This is a genomic window from Thioclava sp. NG1 (assembly GCF_003122275.1).
Classification (GTDB): Bacteria; Pseudomonadota; Alphaproteobacteria; order Rhodobacterales; family Rhodobacteraceae; genus Thioclava; species Thioclava nitratireducens.
Genome location: NZ_QFBB01000015.1, coordinates 1 through 18,529 on the forward strand (window position 1 = coordinate 1; position 18,529 = coordinate 18,529).

General features: G+C 63.6%; 19 protein-coding genes. 16 read left to right on the plus strand and 3 right to left on the minus strand.

What is annotated here, in order from left to right; all coding sequences use genetic code 11:
* Positions 1 to 315: 315 nt before the first annotated feature.
* Positions 316 to 1,206: a LysR family transcriptional regulator gene (locus DEM26_RS19255; RefSeq protein ID WP_088718754.1), complete on the minus strand. Its 891-nt coding sequence runs from the start codon at positions 1,204 to 1,206 to the stop codon at positions 316 to 318.
* 108 nt (positions 1,207 to 1,314) lie between these two features.
* Here DEM26_RS19255 and DEM26_RS19260 point away from each other — a divergent pair, with 108 nt between their 5' ends.
* The 11 genes from DEM26_RS19260 to DEM26_RS19310 all read left to right on the plus strand — a co-directional run bounded on the left by DEM26_RS19260 (position 1,315) and on the right by DEM26_RS19310 (position 12,038).
* Entirely contained in the window at positions 1,315 to 2,337 is a 1,023-nt protein-coding gene (locus DEM26_RS19260; RefSeq protein ID WP_109173195.1) for a D-cysteine desulfhydrase, read from the plus strand.
* A gap of 4 nt (positions 2,338 to 2,341) precedes the next feature.
* Positions 2,342 to 3,550, plus strand: a complete 1,209-nt coding sequence (locus DEM26_RS19265; RefSeq protein WP_109173196.1) for a DegT/DnrJ/EryC1/StrS family aminotransferase — start codon at positions 2,342 to 2,344, stop codon at positions 3,548 to 3,550.
* Positions 3,547 to 4,269 carry an aspartate/glutamate racemase family protein gene (locus DEM26_RS19270; RefSeq protein WP_088726700.1) on the plus strand — a complete coding sequence of 241 codons (723 nt, stop codon included), beginning with the start codon at positions 3,547 to 3,549 and terminating at the stop codon, positions 4,267 to 4,269. The genes DEM26_RS19265 and DEM26_RS19270 overlap by 4 nt, the downstream gene beginning before the upstream one ends.
* 50 nt (positions 4,270 to 4,319) lie before the next feature.
* Entirely contained in the window at positions 4,320 to 5,309 is a 990-nt protein-coding gene (gene tauA / locus DEM26_RS19275; protein WP_088718750.1) for a taurine ABC transporter substrate-binding protein, read from the plus strand.
* 64 nt (positions 5,310 to 5,373) lie between these two features.
* Complete coding sequence (locus DEM26_RS19280) at positions 5,374 to 6,162, plus strand: taurine ABC transporter ATP-binding protein (protein ID WP_075774704.1); 789 nt, start codon at positions 5,374 to 5,376, stop codon at positions 6,160 to 6,162.
* Entirely contained in the window at positions 6,159 to 7,028 is an 870-nt protein-coding gene (locus DEM26_RS19285) for an ABC transporter permease subunit (protein ID WP_088721650.1), read from the plus strand. Before DEM26_RS19280 ends, DEM26_RS19285 begins: the two co-directional genes overlap by 4 nt.
* A 14-nt stretch (positions 7,029 to 7,042) precedes the next feature.
* Positions 7,043 to 8,353 carry a histidinol dehydrogenase gene (gene hisD, locus DEM26_RS19290; protein ID WP_088726698.1) on the plus strand — a complete coding sequence of 437 codons (1,311 nt, stop codon included), beginning with the start codon at positions 7,043 to 7,045 and terminating at the stop codon, positions 8,351 to 8,353.
* Positions 8,354 to 8,384: 31 nt separating this feature from the next.
* Positions 8,385 to 9,149 carry an alpha/beta fold hydrolase gene (locus DEM26_RS19295; protein WP_109173197.1) on the plus strand — a complete coding sequence of 255 codons (765 nt, stop codon included), beginning with the start codon at positions 8,385 to 8,387 and terminating at the stop codon, positions 9,147 to 9,149.
* A 399-nt stretch (positions 9,150 to 9,548) separates the two neighbouring features.
* Positions 9,549 to 9,677, plus strand: coding sequence for a F0F1 ATP synthase subunit gamma (locus DEM26_RS19300; RefSeq protein WP_199224715.1), 129 nt, complete (start codon positions 9,549 to 9,551; stop codon positions 9,675 to 9,677).
* Positions 9,678 to 9,691: 14 nt separating this feature from the next.
* Positions 9,692 to 10,690: an LOG family protein gene (locus tag DEM26_RS19305; RefSeq protein WP_109173198.1), complete on the plus strand. Its 999-nt coding sequence runs from the start codon at positions 9,692 to 9,694 to the stop codon at positions 10,688 to 10,690.
* A complete protein-coding gene (locus DEM26_RS19310; RefSeq protein ID WP_109173199.1) occupies positions 10,659 to 12,038 on the plus strand; it encodes an MBL fold metallo-hydrolase RNA specificity domain-containing protein in 1,380 nt (459 codons plus the stop codon). Before DEM26_RS19305 ends, DEM26_RS19310 begins: the two co-directional genes overlap by 32 nt.
* Before the next feature lie 6 nt (positions 12,039 to 12,044).
* Here DEM26_RS19310 and DEM26_RS19315 read toward each other — a convergent pair whose 3' ends face one another.
* Both DEM26_RS19315 and DEM26_RS20750 read right to left on the minus strand, forming a co-directional pair.
* Positions 12,045 to 12,965, minus strand: coding sequence for an endonuclease/exonuclease/phosphatase family protein (locus tag DEM26_RS19315; protein WP_109173200.1), 921 nt, complete (start codon positions 12,963 to 12,965; stop codon positions 12,045 to 12,047).
* A gap of 115 nt (positions 12,966 to 13,080) precedes the next feature.
* Complete coding sequence (locus DEM26_RS20750; protein ID WP_233243227.1) at positions 13,081 to 13,353, minus strand: hypothetical protein; 273 nt, start codon at positions 13,351 to 13,353, stop codon at positions 13,081 to 13,083.
* Positions 13,354 to 13,620: 267 nt separating this feature from the next.
* On the opposite strand from DEM26_RS20750, the gene DEM26_RS19325 reads away from it, so the two are divergent.
* From DEM26_RS19325 to DEM26_RS19345, 5 genes are all read left to right on the plus strand, one after another.
* Positions 13,621 to 15,663, plus strand: a complete 2,043-nt coding sequence (locus tag DEM26_RS19325; protein WP_088726695.1) for an ATP-binding protein — start codon at positions 13,621 to 13,623, stop codon at positions 15,661 to 15,663.
* A gap of 216 nt (positions 15,664 to 15,879) precedes the next feature.
* Positions 15,880 to 16,755 carry an STAS domain-containing protein gene (locus DEM26_RS19330; protein ID WP_088724967.1) on the plus strand — a complete coding sequence of 292 codons (876 nt, stop codon included), beginning with the start codon at positions 15,880 to 15,882 and terminating at the stop codon, positions 16,753 to 16,755.
* Positions 16,756 to 16,765: 10 nt separating this feature from the next.
* The gene (locus DEM26_RS19335) at positions 16,766 to 17,110 is read left to right on the plus strand and encodes an STAS domain-containing protein (RefSeq protein WP_232621759.1); all 345 of its coding nucleotides are present in this window, start codon (positions 16,766 to 16,768) and stop codon (positions 17,108 to 17,110) included.
* Entirely contained in the window at positions 17,103 to 17,522 is a 420-nt protein-coding gene (locus DEM26_RS19340; protein ID WP_233243229.1) for an ATP-binding protein, read from the plus strand. Before DEM26_RS19335 ends, DEM26_RS19340 begins: the two co-directional genes overlap by 8 nt.
* Complete coding sequence (locus tag DEM26_RS19345) at positions 17,519 to 18,529, plus strand: ATP-binding SpoIIE family protein phosphatase (RefSeq protein ID WP_088726694.1); 1,011 nt, start codon at positions 17,519 to 17,521, stop codon at positions 18,527 to 18,529. The genes DEM26_RS19340 and DEM26_RS19345 overlap by 4 nt, the downstream gene beginning before the upstream one ends.

Genomic DNA, 18,529 nt, shown 5'->3' on the forward strand with positions numbered 1-18,529 from the left:
TGCCATGCGATCGCGACTCCCAGCGCCGCTGCAAGAGCGACGAGCGAGACGCGAGATTTGCCCGTGAACAATGGATTACGCATTTCATCTTCCTCCACTTTGATGACGCATGGAACCCGCGTCGATCAGAGAAAATCACAGGAGAAGAGAGCGAACTTTGATTCCTATCAATATGATGAATATTTCTATCTAACCGCGTCACAGACCGACTCCGTGCTTCTCGATCCTCGTCTGCCACGATCGAGGTTGCGACCGCACTTCATGGATTTCGGCGGCAAGTTCCGGGCAATTTGGCGCCTGAGCGACGACCGGCTTTCAAGACCTGAGCGACGACCAGAAAGTCTCTTCCGCGAGGTTGTAATTGCCTTGCAGGCGCATCGCCTTGATTTGCAATTCGCAGACCGGAAGTTCCGTGGAGAGATCGACCAGATGTCCCGCCGTGATCGGCTCCAGCGCGAGCGATTCCGGGACCCACGCGACCCCCATGCCGATCACCGCCATCTCGACCGCCGCCAGCGTCAGTGCCGTCTCGACCTTGGGCGCATAGCGGATCGCCGGGCTGAGATAGGGCAGGATACTGCGCTCCATCACTTGGCCGAAGAAAACGTCCGAGGGGTAGGCGATGTAAGGCGTCTCGACGGGACCGGCGCCCTCGGGCGCGGCTTTCGGCAGGCTGGAGTTGAAGACCGGGATCAGCCGGTCGGTGCCGATCGTGATCTCCTCGAGAAAATCGGCACGGGCGTCGTCTCTTTCGTCCGGCGTGCGGTAGACGATCGCGACATTGGCCTGCCGCGAGAGCAGTAGCCCCGTGCAGGCGTCGAGATTGGCCGAGCGTAGGCGGACATATATCCCCTCGCGCTCTGTCGGCATCTTGCGCAGGATCGATGGTATATGCCCGGTGGTCAGCGAGTGCTGGCAGGCGATCACCACGCGGTTGCTTGCCACGCTGTCGCCGCGCCGCAGATCGGCGACGAGCTGACGCAGCCCGTTCGACAGCTGCATGATTTGCTCTCGCTGTGCCCGCGTCGTCGGCTTGAGACGGATCGGCTTGTGCGAGCGGTCGAACAATTCGACGCCGACGAAATCCTCGATCTGCTTAATTCGGCGCGAGAATGCGGATTGCGTGAGCATCCTGCGCTCGGCTGCGCCGCTGAAAGATCCCGTATCCTCGATCGCGAGGATGTCTTCGAGCCATTCCAGTCGCATATCGCCCCTAACTTGCAAGAAGTGCAAAACATATCAAGAATTTCGAATTTGCATAGGGGATTGATCTGCGCAACGCTCGATACAGACAAGTTACCCAAGGAACTCCATATGCATCTCGCTCGCTTTCCCCGCGTTCACCTGGCGCATCTGCCGACCCCTCTCGAAAAGCTTGATCGCCTCTCGAAAGAGCTGGGCGGGCCGGAAATCTGGATAAAGCGGGACGACTGCACGGGCCTGTCGACCGGAGGCAACAAGACGCGCAAGCTGGAATTTCTGATGGCCGAGGCGCAGGCGATGGGCGCCGATACCGTGATGACCCAGGGCGCGACCCAGTCGAACCACGCACGCCAGACGGCGGCGGCTGCGGCGAAGCTTGGGATGGCCTGCCATATCCTGCTTGAGGATCGCACCGGCTCGAACGACGCCAATTACAACGAGAACGGCAACGTGCTTCTCGACCATCTGCATGGGGCGACGACGTCGAAACGGGCGGGCGGCAAGGACATGCAGGCCGAGATGGAGGCGGTCGCCGAGAAGCTGCGCGGCGAGGGCCGGACGGTCTACGTCATTCCCGGCGGTGGCTCCAACGCGACCGGCGCGCTCGGCTATGTGAACTGCGCCTTCGAACTGGTCGGGCAGGCGAATGACCGCGGGCTGGTGATCGACCATATCGCGACGGCGACCGGCTCGGCGGGCACGCAGGCCGGGCTGATCACCGGACTCAAGGCGATCAATGCCGGGATCCCGCTGACGGGGTTCGGGGTGCGCGCGCCGAAGGACAAGCAGGAGGCCAATGTCTTCGCGTTGGCGCAGAAGACCGCCGAGAAGCTGGGCTGCCCCGGTGTGGTGGCCCGCGCGGACGTGGTGGCCGATTGCAGCTATGTCGGCGAGGGCTACGGCATCCCGCGAGAGGATACGCTGGAGGCGATCCGCATGTTCGCGCAGCTCGAAGGGATCCTTCTCGATCCGGTCTATTCCGGCAAGGGCGCGGCCGGGCTGATCGACTATTGCCGCAAGGGGCATTTCAAGAAAGGCGAGCGCGTGGTCTTCCTGCATACCGGCGGCGCCGCGGCGCTGTTCGGCTACGAGACCGTCTTTGCCGAGGCCAACAAAGCCCTCGTGGTGGCCTGAGATCATGATCCGGCCGCGCTTCTCCAAGAGCTTCACCCAGCAGCCCCCGATCCCCGAGGAGGGGATCGAGGCGGCCGTGGCGGTGATGCGCTCGGGGCGGCTGCATCGCTACAACCATGCACCCGGCGAGGCGAGCGAGGTGGTGGAGCTGGAGCGCGAATACGCGCAATGGCAGGGCGCGCGCTATTGCCTCGCGGTGGCTTCGGGCGGACAGGCGATGCAGATCGCCCTGCGCGCCGCGGGGGTGATGCCGGGCGATCGCGTGCTGACCAACGCCTTCACGCTCGCCCCGGTGCCGGGCGCGATCGCGGCGGTGGGGGGCGTCCCGGTTCTGGTCGAGATCACCGAGGATCTGGTGCTCGACCTCGAAGCGCTGGCGACGAGGGCTGCGCAAAGCGGTGCGCGGCACCTTCTGCTGTCGCATATGCGCGGTCACCTGTGCGACATGGACCGTCTGATGGAGATCGCGACGGCGCATGGGCTGACCGTGATCGAGGATTGCGCCCACACGATGGGGGCGCGGTGGAACGGTCGGTTGTCCGGCTCTTTCGGGCTGGCGGGGTGTTTCAGCACCCAGACCTACAAGCACATGAATTCCGGCGAGGGAGGCTTGCTGACCTCGGATGACGCCGAATTCATGGCGCGCGCGACGGTCCTGTCGGGCTCCTACATGAACTACGAGAGCCATGGGGCAGGGCCCGCGCCCGAGATCTACGACAAGATCCGGCTGGAGACGCCCAACATGTCCGCCCGGATGGACAATCTGCGCGCGGCGATCCTGCGCCCGCAGCTTCGCCAGCTGGAACAGAGTGTTGCCGCGTGGAACGCGCGCTACGATCTGGTGGCCGATGGGCTGACGCGCTCGCCCGCGATCTGCCTGCCGCGTCGACCGAAGGCGGAATTCTATGTCGGCTCCTCGATCCAGTTTCGGGTGCCCGGCCTTGCGCCTTCCGAGGCCGAGGTCCTGATCGCGCGGCTTGCGGAGGCGGGGGGCGAGGTGAAATGGTTCGGGGCCGATCAGCCCCGGGGCTTCACCTCCGATCATCGCAGCTGGCGCTACGTCGCCGCGCAGGAGCTGCCCCAGACCGATGCGGTTCTCGCTAGCCTCTTCGATATGCGCCTGCCGCTGACGTTCAGCCTCGAGGATTGCGCGCATCTCGCAGGTCACATCGTCGATGCAGTCGAGAGCGTCCGCGCCAGGGTGAGCGCATGATGCGGCGGGTCGGAATTCTGGGCGGCATGGGACCGGAGGCGACGATCCTGGTTATGCAGAAGGTTCTGGCCAGCGTGACGGCGCGCGACGATGCCGATCATGTGCCGCTGATCGTGGATCAGAACCCGCAGGTCCCCTCGCGTATCCGCCACCTGATCGAAGGTACGGGCGAAGATCCGGGCCCGGGTCTCGCCGACATGGCGCGCCGGCTGGTGGCAGGCGGGGCGCAGGCTCTCGCGATCCCCTGCAACACCGCGCATCACTACCTGCCCGCGATCCGCGCGGCGGTCGACGTGCCGGTGCTCGACATGGTGGAGCTGTCGGTTGCCCGGGCCGCACGCTTGGCCGGGCAGGGTGGTAGGGTCGGCGTTCTTGGCTCACCCGCGCTGCGCAAGGTGAAACTCTTCGATTCAGCCGCAGCGCGACACGGGCTGGACCTGCGCTACAGCGAGGCGGAAGACGATCTTCTGGCTGCGATCCGCCAGATCAAGGCGGACGGCCCGCAACCGGGCGCGCGCGAAAAACTGGCGGCCGCCTCGAGCGCGTTGTTCGAGCGCGGCGCAACTGTGCAGATGATCGCCTGCACCGAATTTTCGCTTATTCCGGAGGCAGTCTGTCCCCGGGCGGACGTATTTGACACGCTCGACGAGCTGGTCAGTGCTATCGTCGCCTTTGCGACCGCACCGGCGGAGGGGCACAGCGATAGTGGAACGCGATAACCATCAAAGCGAGAGATACATCTCGCAATGTTACCAACGGAGGTTCTGACATGAACAAATTCAACAAGATGATGATGACGGCGGCGGCCGCGCTGACGCTCTCGACGTCCGCGCTCTGGGCCGAGACGATGACGATCGGGACGTTCAGCGATCCGACCCCGATGAACGCCGCGCGCGCCGAAAAGGCTTTCGAGAAGGCCACCGGCTGGACGATCGAATGGCGGGTGTTCAACTCGGGCACCGACGTGATCGCAGCCATGGCCTCGGGTGATGTCGAGGTCGCGGAACTTGGCTCCTCGCCGCTGGCGATCGCCGCGAGCCAGGGCGTCGACCTGCAAATGTTCATGGTGTCCTACGCGATCGGCGATTCCGAGAGCCTGATCGCGCATAACGGCTCGGGCATCAAATCGCTGGAAGATCTGAAGGGCAAGCGCGTCGCGGTGCCGGTGGGCTCCACCGCGCATTACTCGCTGATGGGCGCGATTTCCCATGCCGGGATGAAGGAATCCGATCTGACCATCATCTCGATGCCGCCGGACCAGATCGCCGCCGCATGGGATCAGGGCACGATCGACGCCGCTTTCATCTGGCCGCCGGTGCAGACAAATATCCTCGAGACCGGCAGCCGTATCGTGAGCGCCGCCCAAACCGCGAAATGGGGCTATCCGACCTTCAACGCATGGACCGTGAACACCAAGTTCGCCGAGTCCCACGAGAAGGAAATGGTGGCCTTCGCCAAGGCGATGAACGCGGCGAACAAGGCCTATCTGGACGATCCCTCGGCCTGGACGCCCGATAACGAGAAGGTCAAGGAGATCGCCAGCGTGACCGGCGCGGGCGCCGACCAGATCCCCGGCATTCTCAAGGGCTACACCTTCGTGCCGCTGTCCGAACAGGTCAGCGACACCTGGCTTGGCAATGCCGCGAACATCATGAAATCGACCGCGGAATTCCTGAAATCCGCGGGCCGCATCGACAGTGTCGCCGACGATTACTCGGCCTTCGTGAATACGAAGATCGCCGAAGACGCCCTGAAGTGAAACAGTCTTTCCTGCCCGGGTATACGATCCGGGCAGGACCAAGAAACCGAGAGGGAGCAGCGACGTGGGATTAAATGTCGAGGACGTATCGGTCGTCTATCCAGCGGCGGATGGTCGCCCGCCCGTCGAGGCCTTGAGCCGGATCAACCTGACAATCGAGGACGATGAATTCGTCGTGGCGCTCGGCGCATCGGGGTGTGGGAAATCCACGCTTCTCAACCTGATCGCGGGGTTTCTGTCGCCGTCCTCGGGGGCGCTGATGCTCGATGGCGAGCAGGTCTCCGGCCCGGGCGCGGACCGCGCGGTGGTGTTTCAGAAACACGCGCTCCTGCCGTGGCTGAACGTTTTGGACAACGTGGCTTTCGGCCTGCAGATTCAGGGCGTCGCCGAGGCCGAGCGCAAGAAGGTCGCCAACAGGTTCCTGAGCATGCTCGGGCTCGACGGGTTTCAGGGCGCGCCGGTGTACTCGCTTTCCGGCGGGATGCAGCAGCGCGTCGGCATCGCCCGCGCGCTTACCTGCGATCCGCGCGTTCTGCTGATGGACGAGCCGCTGGGCGCGCTCGACGCGCTGACCCGCGAAAAGGCGCAGGAACTGATCCTGAACATCTGGAACGACACCCATAAATCGGTCTTCTTCATCACGCATAGCGTGGAGGAAGCCCTGTTCATGGGCACCAAGCTGGTGGTCATGTCGCCGCGCCCGGGGCGGATCACCCACGTATTCGACCTGCCGTTCTCGCGGCAGTTTCTCGATGGGATGCCCGCCCGACAGGTGAAGGCCTCCCCGAAATTCATCGAACTTCGCGAAGAAGTCCTGAAGATCATCTTCGCCGACGAAGAGGCCGCGGCATGACGGAGCAAACAACTCAAACCCCGACGAAACCGCCCGGACTGTGGGCGCGGATTTCCCGCTCGCGCGCGACCAAGCCCGGTCAGACCTACGGCGTCCCGGGGCAGGGCAATACGCTGTGGCTCTCGATTGGCTCGATCCTGTTTTTCTTCTTCGTCTGGTGGCTCGTGACCTTCATGGGCTGGGTGAAGCCGCTCTTCGTGCCCTCGCCGATGGCGATCGTGTCGAAGTTTCTCTCGGTCTGGAGCGACGGCTATACTGGCACCTCGTTTCTCGATCACGTAGTGATTTCGACCGTGCGAGTCTTCGGCGCCTTCCTGCTGGCTTGCGTGATCGGGATTCCGTTGGGACTCGCGATGGGGATGAGCCCGATCATGCGCGGCATTTTCGACCCGCCGATCGAGTTCTACCGGCCGATTCCGCCGCTCGCCTACCTGCCGCTGATGATCATCTGGTTCGGCATCGGCGAGACCTCCAAGGTCCTGCTGATCTTCCTGTCGGTCTTCGCGCCGGTCGTGCTGGGGGCGCGCTCTGGCGTGAAATCCGCCGCGATCGAGCAGATCCACGCCGCCTATTCCTTCGGTGCGACACGCTGGCAGGTGATGCGCCATGTCATCATGCCCTCCGCGATGCCGGAGATCCTGACGGCGATGCGGATCGGGGTCGGCTTCGGCTGGACCACGCTGGTCGCCGCGGAGATGGTCGCCTCGACCAAGGGGCTTGGCTACATGGTGCTCTCCGCCAGCCAGTTCCTGCAGACACCGGTCGTGATCATGGGGATCTTCGTGATCGCCGCGATCGCCTTCGCTTTCGATCTCTTGATGCGCTTCGTCGAGCGTCGCCTCGTGCCCTGGAAGGGCAGAATGTAACGGGAAGAACCACCATGATCTACTTGAAGAAAGCCGTCCGGACAGCCGAGGCGGATCAGGAAGGCGTGCATGACATCGTCTCGAAGATGCTGGCGAAGATCGCGGCCGGCGGCGAGGACGCGGCGCGTCACTATGCAAGAGAACTCGACAAATGGACCGGCGAGATCGTCGTCACCCCGGAGCAGCGCGCCGCCGCCAGCGCCGCCGTGCCCGAGCAGCTCAAGGCCGATATCCAGTTTGCCCATAACAACGTGCGCCGCTTCGCCGAGGCGCAGCGCGCGACGGTCACCGATTGCACGATCGAGATACTTCCGGGCCTGACCGCCGGGCAGAAGCAGATCCCGGTCTCGGCCACCGGTTGCTACGTGCCCGGCGGGCGCTACAGCCACGTTGCCAGCGCGATCATGACGATCACCACTGCCAAGGTCGCGGGCGTGCCCCACATCACCGCCTGTTCGCCGCCGCGGCCCGGTCTCGGCATCCCGCCCGCGATCCTCTACGCGATGGACCTGTGCGGCGCCGACGTGATCCTTTCGATGGGCGGCGTGCAGGGGGTGGCCGCGATGGCCAATGGTCTGTTCGGCCTGCCCAAGGCGGATATCCTCGTCGGACCCGGCAACCAATATGTCGCTGAGGCCAAGCGGATCCTCTTCGGCCAGATCGGCATCGACATGTTCGCTGGCCCCACCGACAGCATGGTGATCGCCGATGCCACGGCGGATCCCGAGATGGTCGCCTATGATCTGGTGGGGCAGGCGGAGCATGGCTACAACTCGCCCGTCTGGCTCGTCACCTCCGATCGCGCTCTGGCCGATCAGGTCATGCGCCTCGTGCCGGAGCTGATAGAGACCCTGCCGGAACTCAATCGCCACAGCGCGAAAGCGTCCTGGGCGGATTTCGCGGAAGTCATCCTGTGCGACGGCGCCGAGGAGATGGCGCGGTTCGCCGATCAACTCGCGCCCGAGCATCTGCACGTGCAGTGTCGGGATCTCGACTGGTGGCTGGCCCGGCTGAAATCCTACGGCTCGCTGTTTCTCGGCGAAGAGACGACCGTAGCCTTCGGTGACAAGACATCGGGCCCCAATCATGTGCTGCCGACCTCTGGGGCCGCGCGCTACACTGGCGGGCTCTCGGTGCACAAGTTCATGAAGACGATCACCTGGCAGCGCGCCACTCGCGAGGCGGCCCGACCGCTCGCGGAGGCGACGGCACGAATCTCGCGGCTCGAAGGGATGGAGGGGCATGCGCGGTCCGCCGATATCCGGCTCTCCAAGTTCTTCCCCGAGGAACATTTCGACCTGCGTCCGGCGCAGGTCCAGGGCTGACGCGGAGCGCGGACGGAGAAGGGAGGCAGGGATGCCGGAATTGTCCTTCACCCGGGCAGGCAACGGGCCGCCCCTCGTCCTCGTGCACGGCTATCTCGGCGGCAGCGCAATGTGGAACGCGCAGCTTGCGCATTTCAGCCCGTTCCGCGATGTCATATGTCCCGATCTCGCGGGGTTCGGGGCAAGCGCAGCGCTGGAGGCGCCCGAGAGCATCGAAGGTCACGCGCGCATGGTGCTCGGACTTCTCGACCGGCTCGAGGTCGAGCGCTTCGATCTTCTCGGCCATTCGATGGGCGGCATGGTCGTGCAGGAGATGATCCGGCTGGCCCCCACGCGCATCCGCAAGCTGATACTCTACGGCACCGGGCCGCGCGGCGTGATGCCGGGCCGGTTCGAGACGATCGCGCAATCCCGTGAACGGCTTCTGCGCGACGGGGTGCCCGCGACCGCGCGGCGGATCGCGGCGACATGGTTCCGGCAGGGAGAGGCGGCGGAGGGATTTCCGCTCTGCCTGTCGCTCGGGCAGAAGGCGCGCCAGCAGGCCGCACTCGCAAGCCTCACGGCCTGGGAAGCTTGGGATGGCACGCCCGCTCTTGGCGCGATCGCAAGCCCGACCCTCGTCCTTTGGGGCAGCCGCGACCGCTCCTATGACTGGACGCAGCCCGAAGCGCTCTGGCGCGGCATCCCGGGGGCGGATCTCGCCGTGATGCCCGGCTGCGCGCATAACGTTCACATGGAGAAACCGGACCGGTTCAACAGGCTGGTCGGCGATTTCCTCGATGCGGCAGACTTTTAGCAGGACGCTGAAATCGCCGCGCCGCGACGGGAAGCCGGAAAACAGAAAGCCCAGAGCGAACTCTGGGCTTTGATCTTTGAAATCAATCTCTTGCGAGAACTTTGGCTGCCGGCGGTAAGGAGTTGATCGGTCTTGCCTTCATGCTTAAAGCATTGAATACGTTGCGGTTTGTCTGCGTGGCCTCGTGGTTTTTGCTACATCAGGGTGTTCCGGGGCTAGATATTCGAATTCGGCGCGGCAGGGAATTTTTCGGTAGTCCGCACAGGTGATTAAGCCAATAAATCTCCCGGGTTGATAGAAGGGTCAGCCTAGCGATTTCACCGTCGCCCGCAGCAGGAGCACCCCGCCGCTACCGTGGCCGGATTTTACTCCGCCGTTGACAAGGCCCGGATGCGCGCAATGATCGCCGCTCAGGACAATACCTCCGACACGCTGACCGAGCTGATCCAAACCTCGCGCAGCCTGCGGCAGGACGAAATCACCGAGGAGATCGTGGAGCTTGCCACCGCAAGCCTGCCGGTTCGGTAATCGAGGAGGAGCCGATGTCGGAGACAATCGAAGGGGAACGCGCCAAACCCCAGCCCGCCGATGACGTGGCGCGCGAGGTCGATCTGCCGTGGTGCGAGCCCAAGCCCAGCCACGAGGATGTCCGCGCCCCCGATCTGACCCGCGAGATCATGGCGCATCCGAATTACTTGCAGGCCGATGAGGATGTCGATTTCCTCAACCGCGACGACATGCGCGGCGCGCGCCTGCAGCTCGATTACCAGAAGGCCGAGACGCTGCTGCGCGAACAGGGCATCGCCCATTCGATCGTGGTCTTCGGCGGCACCCGGATCCCCGAACCGCAAGCCGCGCATGAGAAGCTGGCCGAGATGGAGGCCCGCAGCGCCGCCGATCCGGGCAATGACGAGCTGACGCGACGCGTCGAGATTGCCAGACGCGTCGCCGCGAAAAGTCGCTATTACGACGTCGCCCGCGCCTTCGGCCGGATCGTCGGCGCGCGCGAGGGCCCGCATGGCAACCGGCTGGTGATCGTCACCGGCGGCGGGCCGGGGATGATGGAGGCCGCCAATCGCGGCGCCTATGATGCGGGCGCGCGCACGGTGGGGCTCAATATTACGCTCCCGCACGAGCAATTCCCCAACCCCTACATCACGCCCGGCCTGTGTTTCCGCTTCCGCTATTTCGCCCTGCGCAAGCTGCATTTCCTGATGCGCGCGCGGGCGCTCGTGGTGTTTCCGGGCGGCTATGGCACGCTCGACGAACTGTTCGAGACGCTCACGCTGATCCAGACCCGCAAGATCCGCCCGTTGCCGGTGATCCTTGTCGGGCGCGAGTATTGGAGCCGGGTCTTCGATCCGGATTTCCTTGTGGAGGAGGGGGTGATCGACCCCGAGGACCGCGACCTGTTTTGGTATGCCGAAAGCGCCGAGGAGATCTGGGAGGATATCGGGCGTTGGTACGCGCAGTTCGGTCGCAATATCGACGAACCAATGGGAGGAGAGGATGAAGATTTCATTTCACGGTGCCGCGCATGAGGTGACGGGCTCCTGCCATCTCGTCGAATGCGCGGGGCGCAAGATCCTGATCGATTGCGGCATGTTCCAGGGCCGCTCGGAACTGGTCGAAGACAACGCCGCGAAATTCGGCTTCGAGCCCTCAGAGATCGACATGGTATTGCTGACCCATGCCCATCTCGATCACTGCGGGCGGCTCCCGCTTCTGGTCAAGCGCGGCTTCAAGGGCGAGATCATCGCGACCTCGGCCACGCGCGATCTGGCGCGACTGGTGATGCTCGACGCGGCGCATCTGCAAGAGGAAGAGGCGCGCCGTCATCACCGCCATGGGCGACGCGGCGGGTCGCGTGAGGCGCTTTACGACACGATGGATGCGCTCGACGCGGTCGATCGGTTCGGGCGCAACGCGACTTATCGCAAGACGCTATCGCTGTTTGACGGGATCGAGGCGACCTTTTTCGACGCGGGCCATATCCTCGGCTCGGCCTCGATCCGGCTTGACCTGACCGAGCATGGCCGCACCCGAAAGCTTCTGTTCTCGGGCGATCTGGGCCCCGACAATCGTCCGCTTCTCAACGATGCCGACCCGCCGGAGGATGCAGATATCGTGGTGATGGAAACCACCTATGGCGAGCGCGACCATCGCGGGCTCGAGGCCTCGATCGCGGAATTCCTCGCCGCGATCCGCGCGACCACGGGGCGGGGCGGCAATGTCATCATCCCGACCTTCGCGCTGGAGCGCGCGCAGGAGTTGCTGTGGTTCCTGCGCGAGGGGATGGCCTCGGGCGAGATCGAGAAATCGCTGCGGGTGTTCCTCGACTCTCCGATGGCGATCTCCGCGACCCGGATCTTCGCGCGCCATGACGAGGCGCTGCGCCCGGAACTGGCCAATATCATCCACAAGGGGCGCGACCCGTTCCAGCTGCCCGAGCTGCATTTCACCCGCGAGACGCAGGATTCGATCGCACTCAACGAGATCCGCTCGGGCGCGGTGATCATGGCGGGTTCGGGGATGTGCACGGGCGGGCGCGTGCGCCACCACCTGCGCCACAATCTCGCGCGGCAAGAAAGTGCTGTGATCTTCGTGGGTTACGCCGCCGAAGGGACGCTCGCGCGGATCATCGTGGACGGGGCGAAACATGTGAAGCTTTTCGGCGAGGAGATCCCGGTGCGTGCGCAGATCCACACGATCAACGGCTTTTCCGCCCATGCCGACCAGAGCGATCTGAAACGCTGGCTGGCCCGCACCCGCCACCCGGAAAAAATCTTCCTCGTGCATGGCGAGAAAAAGTCGATGGAAGCCTTCGCGGAAGGGCTCGACCCGGCGAAAGTGGTGATGCCCGAGCTGCATCAGAGCTTCGAGCTCTAGCCGCGCTCACAGCCCCGGCAGGTCGATCGCGACGGCCGCGTGATCGCTTGCATGGGGGCGGTGGCGGCCGATGCCGGGCAGGCGCTCGCCCTGATAGCTGGCGGCCTCGGTGCCCAAGCCCTTGCGCAAGATACGCGGCACCGCATCGGGGTAGCGCGCGGCGAGCGCGCGCGAGGCGAGCAGCACATCGGGGCAATGGTAGCGCGCCGAATGCGGGTCGTAATAGGTCCAGCGTTCGGGCCGGGGTATCCGCGCCATCAGATCCACGCTGAACCCATGTTCAAGCGGTGCCGTCGCGCGGGGCAGAGGTAGCTCGGAGTCGTCGGGTTCGTTGAGATCGCCAAGGATCAGCCAGAGCGCTTCGGCCGGATCGTCGAAGTGCTTCTCGATCAGCGCCCGCGTCGCCAGCGCCTCGAGGTGCCGGGTGCGCCAGGCGGTCGCCTCGTCGGGGTAGGGCGATTTGAAATGCGTGATGAACAGCGTCAGCGCGCCCACTTCGACCATCAGGCAATCGCGCCGGAAGATCGGCATCTCGGGATCGACGCCCTCGGGCAGCTCCAGCCCCAGATCGCCCGGCGTCAGCGCGGCATGACTGCGCACCGCTCCAAGCTTGCGGCGCGACAGCACCGCCAAATCGAGCCCGCGCCCGTCATTGCCCGGCAGGCAGACCCGCTCGGGGTAAGGCCGCGTGCCGGTGGGCAGCAGGTAGCGCGCGTGGAAGTGCTCCAGGGTCGCGAGGTCGAACACCTCTTGCAGCGCGACCAGATCGGCGTCGATCCCGGCGAGCAGATCGGCCGTCAACCGCCGGTCGATCGGATCGAGGCGCGGGTCCTCGGGGTCGTCGCTGTCCCAAGCCCCATGCAGCCGCCCTAGCTCCCGGTTCGGTAGCAGGCGCATGTTTTGGGTGTTGAGGCTCGCGATCCGCATCTTGGCGTCAGCATCGCATGGGCGAGGCGGTTTGGAACAGCGCGAATGCGTCCGTTGATCCTCCCCCAATTAAGCGGTCCGCCGTTATGTTTAGAAAAACGGAGGATCAGAATGGCTACGAAGCGACACAAGCCGGAAGAGATTGCCACGAAGCTGCGGTGATCACGGGGGCAACGCCTTGCAAGAGCTTGAGCGCGAGGCAGCGGGGCGCATCTTCGACACGCAGGTCGCTCGGATCGGTGAACATCGCCCGAACCGCGCTTCGGATCTTCTCCGGCGATGCGGACAGCGCAATGGCATTATCACCGGGTTTCGACATTTTGGCCTTGCCGTCGACACCGGGCAACCGGCCTGACTTGGGGATGATTGCCCTAGCCTCGGCCAGCACGGTGCAACCTGTCATTTGCGTTGATGCGCCGCACCTTCTCGGGATCATGGGCGTTGTCGGTTAACGCGTGCCAAATGGCCCTTCCCACATTTGTCGCGCGAGATTAGCTGCTGGATGAGTGTTGGCGGGGCGTTTTTGCGTGCTTTTGTTTCTGCCCCATTTGGGTCAAATGCTGTTTGTAAGATTCATGAAAAGCTCTAACTATTGCGCTCGTTCAGAAAACCCAATCTGCATTGGACCGATTAAGTGAATTCGCAAGACGCTTTGATGCCGGGAGCACGCGGCGCCGAGGACCAAACTGCTCCTGACGCTGGCTACAAGGCCTTGATGGAGTTGATCGATGACGGGTTCTGCGTCATCCAGTTCATCGACGGTCCCAGAGGCCCACTCAGCGACTACGTCCATATCGAAGCCAATTCCGGTTACGAGAGGCATACCGGGATTGACGGCATTGTCGGCAAGACCGTTTTCGATGTCGCTCCGCAAGATGGGGACGAGTGGGTGAAAATCTACGGCGAAGTGCTCAGAACCGGGGAGCCTCTGAGGTTCGAGCGCGAATTCGTTGAGGTCGGGCGGCACATCGAGGTCTCTGCGAGGCGGGTGGAGCCCGCAAGCAAAGCTCAGGTCGCGGTTCTCTTTCGCGATATCACCGATCGCAAACAGAAGGAGCGCGAGCTACGCGAAAGCCAGCGGCGCGCGGAAAAGAACGCGCGTCACGTCGCGCGAGCGCTCTCGGCCGGGGCGATCCTGGGCACTTGGGTCTGGTATCTCGACAGCGAAACCTTCGACCTCGATGACGACTTTTCCCGCAGCATGGGGCTCGACCCCGCGCGGGCTGTCGAAGGCCTGACCATCGAGCAGATTGTCGTAAACGTGCACGAGGACGACAAGCCGGGTCTGATGGCGGCGATCGACCGCGCGACGCAGCAGACGACGCCTTACGCGCATCAGTTCCGTGTCCGGCGGGCCGACGGGCGCTATCACTGGGTCGAAGCCAACGGCCGGATGGAATCGCAAACACCGCGCATTTTCGCAGGCGTTCTGATGGATCTCGATGATCGGCGCGCCATTCTCGAGGAGCGCGACAAGGCGGCCGCGGCGCTGTCTCAGCTGAATGAGACTCTGGAGCAGCGCGTCGAAGAGCAGACCGCGAAGCTGATGCAGCAGGAGGAGAAACTCCGGCAGGCCCAGAAAATGGAGGCCGTGGGGCAATTGACCGGCGGTCTCGCTCACGACTTCAACAATCTCCTCACCGCGATTTCGGGATCCCTCGAATTCGTCGCGAAGCGCCTTGAAGACGGGCGTCCCGAGGAAATCCTGCGGTATCTGGAAGCCGCGCGATCGTCGACCGAACGTGCCGCAGGCGTCACCCAGCGCTTGCTTTCCTTCTCGCGTCAGCAGTCGCTCATGCCCAAGCCCACCGACGTTCCCCAGCTGGTGCACGGTATGGAGGACCTGTTGCGGCACACGATCGGGCCGCACATCTTGATCAGAACGGAGCACAGCGCAGCGCCTTGGCCCGCGATGGTCGATCCGAACCAGCTCGAGAGTGCGCTGCTAAACCTTTGCATCAATTCGCGCGATGCCATGCCCGACGGTGGCACGATCACGATCAGCACGGCCAACGAAGTCATACAAGATGGACATTCGGAACTTCAGCCCGGTAACTACCTGCGCCTTTCCGTGCGTGACACCGGAACGGGGATGTCCGCAGAAGAGATATCGAAAGCGTTCGATCCTTATTTTACCACCAAGCCCAGCGGTAAAGGCACCGGCTTGGGCCTCTCGATGGTCTATGGGTTTGCGCGGCAAAGCGGCGGATGCGCTACGATCGAAGCCGATTGCGGTGTGGGGACGACAGTGAACATCTTTCTGCCGCGCTCTACGGCGGCGATCGAGTTCCCCACTGCGCAGCGTCCGGTGGCAGAGGCTCCGGCCGCGAGCGCCGATCACTCGATCCTCGTGGTCGATGACGAAGTCATCGTGCGCTTCGTCGTGGTGGAGGCCTTGGAAGAGGCAGGGTTCACTGTCTACGAAGCCGGGAACGCGGCTGACGGCCTCGCGTTGCTGCACGAACAGCCGGGGGTGTCGGTTCTGCTGACGGATATCGGCTTGCCCGGCGGGATGACGGGTCGTGAACTCGCATCCCGGGCGAAAGAATCCCGCGAAGACCTGAAAATCATATTCATGACCGGATATGACGAAGAGGCCGCGACAGGGCCGGCTCAGGTCGACGCCGAAGTCCTTTTGAAACCGTTTGATTTCGACGAGATGGTGCATCGCGTGAAGAGGCTCTCTGGGCTCAGCTGAGTGATGCGGTTCGTCACGAACGGTGTTCGGCGCATTCGCTTTTGCGATTTCGAGTGACAGGGACGTCGGTTCCATTGACCGGTTTGCAAGATCGCAGTGTCCGTGGACGTCGACGATCAGGGGCTTGTCCTCGGGGCAAGATTGAAGACCATGCGTTGACTTTGCCGCAGCTAATTGGCTTACCTGTTTTATTCATAAGAACGGGAGTTCCTGCACATGCCGCAGACAGCGACGGCAAATATCCTGACCATACTCGAAACTGATTTCTCAGGTGTCGTCGAGGAGTGGCTTGGCACTCAGGTGAAAGAGGGCGTGAAACGCTCTGACCTGTTCTCCGACTCCGAGAGTCGTGCGCAGAACCAAGAACTTCTGAAAGCCTTCACCAAGGGTATCCGTGCCGGCGTCGTAAACCAAGAGTTCAGCCTGGACGACGACGAGTGGGAAGACCTGCGTGCCGTCCTCGCAGACGTCAGCAAGGAGCGCGTCGGCCGTGGCGTCACGCCGACCGAGATGGCGACATTCGTGCTCGCCCTCAAAGCTCCGCTGTTCAAGCGGCTCGAGGCGATGACGGATGTCGAAAGCGGGAAGCTTATCAGCGACGTGCTGATGGTGACCCGTCTCGTCGATGCTTTCGCGATCTATACCAACGAGATCTTCATCGGCGAGCGCGACCAGATCATAGAGCGTCAGCGTCAGGAAATGCTCGAGCTGTCGACCCCGGTGGTCGAGCTTTGGGACCGGGTCCTCACGCTGCCGCTGATCGGCACTCTGGATTCCGCCCGGGCGCAGGAGGTCATGGAGAACCTGTTGCAGACCATTCTCGAGCGGCAGGCCGAGGTGGTGATCATGGACATTACCGGTGTCGGCACGGTCGATACGCAGGTGGCGCAGCACCTTTTGCGGGCCGCGGCCGCCGTGCGCCTGATGGGCGCGGAATGCATCATCAGCGGCATCAGCCCGATGATCGCGCAGACCATGGTGCAGCTCGGCATCGACGTGGGCACCGTGTCCACCCGGTCCAGCATCCGCACGGCCCTGGCCGATGCATTGCAGAAGGTCGGCTACGTCATCAAAACCAGCGAGGTCTCCTGACGTGTCGGGTGTGACGTCCATAAACCTGGTCGAGAACGCGCTTCTGGTCTCCATTCAGGACGACGTCACCGATACGGAAATCGTGGAACTGCAGGACACGCTCTCCAACCGGATCGCCAAGGAAAACGTCAAGGGCGTGATCCTCGACATCAGTTCGCTGGAGATCGTCGATACCTTCGTCGGGCGCGTCATTGCTCAGCTCGCTGGCATTTCCAAGCTGCTGGCCGCGGAAACCTACGTTGTCGGGATGCGTCCAGCGGTTGCGGTGACCTTGGTCGAACTGGGGATGTATCTGCCCGAGACCCGCACGGCGCTCAGCCTGACCCATGCACTTACCCAGTTGCGGCGTGCCTGATCCAAACGAAACATCCAGCAGACCCGCCGTCGCGGAGATAACGCTTGCGACCAGCCGCGATGTGGTCGCTGCGCGTCAGGCCGTCGCTCGAATTCTCAAGGAGCGCGGGCTGTCGGCGGTGCGGATCACCCGTTTTGCGACGGCTGTGAGCGAAATCACTCGCAACGCAATCGTGCACGGAGGCGGCGGCAAGATTTCAATTTATCTCGACGACCGTTCCGAGTATCTGCGCGTCGAATGCCGCGACGAGGGGCCGGGAATCGAAAACGTATCGCTGGCCATGTCCGACGGTTACACGACCGCGGGAGGCCTCGGCAGAGGGCTCGGCGGCGCCAAGCGCCTTTCACACGGGTTCGAGGTCCGCTCTGCCCCCGGCAAGGGCACAACCGTTTCCATGAGCGTGAAGCTATGAACCAGTGGGTGGAAATTGATGATCGCAGTGCCGTGGCAGTCGTTCGGCGGCTCGCGCGGCGCCATGGGGTCGCGATCGGTCTTCCCGAGACGCGCGTCGGCGAACTCGCGATCGTGGCTACGGAGGCCGCGACCAACATGCTGCGCTACGCAGAGCGCGGGCGAGCCCTGATCGAACTTGTGCGCCAGCCCGGTGCCGACGTCATCAACATGATCTTCACGGATCGAGGGCCGGGGATCTCGGATATCGACCGGATGTTCCAAGATGGCGAAAGCTCGACTGACTCCGCCGGTCTCGGGCTCGGGGCGATCGTGCGCCTCTCGGATACGTTCGACATTTTCAGTTCGCCGGACACCGGAACGACGATCGTATGCACCTTCGGCGGGAAAAGCAGCGGTGCTGATTGCGGCGTCGAAGCGGTGGGGCTGCGTGTTTGCCACCCGAACGAAGACACCTGCGGCGACGACTTTCAGATCCGGCAGACCCCGCGGGCGACCGATGTGTTGCTCTGCGACGGCCTTGGGCATGGCCCCGCCGCCGCCGAAGCCGCCAGCGAGGTGATCGCAGCTGCAGGCGCCGCGGGCGGGCTTTCGTCGGAGCCAGGTAAGCTGATGCGCCAGATTACCGAGCGGCTGGTCGGTCGACGCGGGGCGGTGGTAGCTCTGATGCATGTCGCACAGCCGCAGATGGAGCTACGTTACGCGGCGCTTGGCAATATCTCGACCTTGCTGATCGGCGCGAAGGGTATCAGGCGGCTGGCGGTGCGCGACGGTCGCATCGGTGGCGCGGCGACTCATGGCTACGAGGAAGCCGTGCAACTGGAGGCGGGGGACATGGTGATCCTGCATAGCGACGGTTTGAAAACCTTGCGGGAGGCGCATTTTCCGCCCGGATTGCTGAAGAAAAGCCCGCTGTTGATCGCCGGATTTCTTCTGGATCGCGCGTTCCGCGGGCGCGATGATGCGAGCATCGTCGTCATGCGCATAAACCGGGGAGGCGCCCAGTGA